At 70.0% G+C, this 1,280-nt stretch carries 1 protein-coding gene; it reads left to right on the top strand.

The window, feature by feature from the left end; genetic code table 11:
- The first annotated feature begins 67 nt into the window (after positions 1–67).
- A protein-coding gene (locus tag AB0398_RS34265) for an IS3 family transposase (protein ID WP_366379580.1) occupies positions 68–1,248 on the top strand; the annotation gives its coding sequence in 2 pieces (ribosomal slippage) (positions 68–352 and positions 355–1,248; 1,179 coding nt in all).
- Positions 1,249–1,280 lie beyond the last annotated feature (32 nt).

Here is a 1,280-nt window from a genome sequence, read left to right as displayed (position 1 = left end):
GGGACTGCTGCAGGGTTGGGTGACACCTGACCTGGCTTGCTGAGAGGCGGCCTGGAAGGATGTCGCAGTGCCCAAGCCGTATCCGAAGGAGTTCCGCGAGGACGTCGTGCGGGTCGCGCGCAACCGCGAGCCTGGCGTCACGCTGGAACAGATCGCCGCCGACTTCGGCGTCCACCCGATCACGCTGTCGAAGTGGCTGCGCCGTGCCGAGACCGACGAGGGCGCCAGGCCCGCGACATCGTCGGGTGAGTCGGCCGAGCTGCGCGAGGCGCGCAAGCGCATCCGGCTGCTGGAGCAGGAGAACGAGGTGCTCCGGAGGGCTGCGGCGTATCTGTCGCAGGCGAACCTGCCGTCAAAATGATGTACCCGCTCGTCCGCGAGCTGGCCGCCGCCGCTGCCCCTCACCGGGTGCCGGTGGCGGTGACGTGCCGGGTGCTCGGGCTGGCCCGCCAGCCCTACTACCGGTGGCTGGACCGGCCGGTCACCCACGCCGAACGGTCCGAGGCATACCGGGCCAACGCCCTGTTCGACGCGCACCGCGACGATCCCGAGTTCGGTCACCGCTTCCTTCTCGACGAGGCCCGGGCCGCCGGTGAGGCGATGGCGGAGCGGACCGCCTGGCGAATCTGCCGGGACAACGGCTGGTGGAGTGCCTTCGGCAAGCGCAGGGGCCGCGGCAAGAACGCCAAGTCCGGGCCGCCGGTCCACGATGACCTGGTGCGGCGCGACTTCACCGCGGAGGGTCCGAACCGATTGTGGCTCACGGACATCACCGAGCACGCGACCGGCGAGGGCAAGCTGTATCTGTGTGCCGTCAAGGACGTGTACTCGGGCCGCATCGTGGGCTACTCCATCGACGCCCGGATGGAGTCCCGCCTCGTCGTGGCCGGGCTGGAGTCCGCCGCCGCCCGCCGCGGCCAGGTCGCCGGTTGCGTGGTGCATTCGGACCGCGGCTCGCAGTTCCGGTCACGGAAAGTTGCTGCCGTACTCACTCGGCACGGCCTGGTCGGCTCGATGGGCCGCGTCGGGGCCGCCGGCGACAACGCGGCCATGGAGAGCTTCTTCGCGCTGCTGCAGAAGAACGTCCTCGACCGCCGTACCTGGGCCACCCGCCAGGAGCTGCGGATCGCGATCGTCACCTGGATCGAGCGGACCTACCACCGGCGTCGGCGACAGAGACGCCTGGGCCGATTGACCCCCGTCGAGTACGAGACCATCATGACCCCACCCGCAGCACTGGCTGCATAAACCCCGCTGTCACCCGATCATGCAGCAGTCCC

It is taken from the genome of Streptomyces sp. NPDC086147, assembly GCF_040702165.1.
Taxonomy (GTDB): domain Bacteria; phylum Actinomycetota; class Actinomycetes; order Streptomycetales; family Streptomycetaceae; genus Streptomyces.
This window is presented reverse-complemented; position numbering and strand designations above follow the sequence as displayed.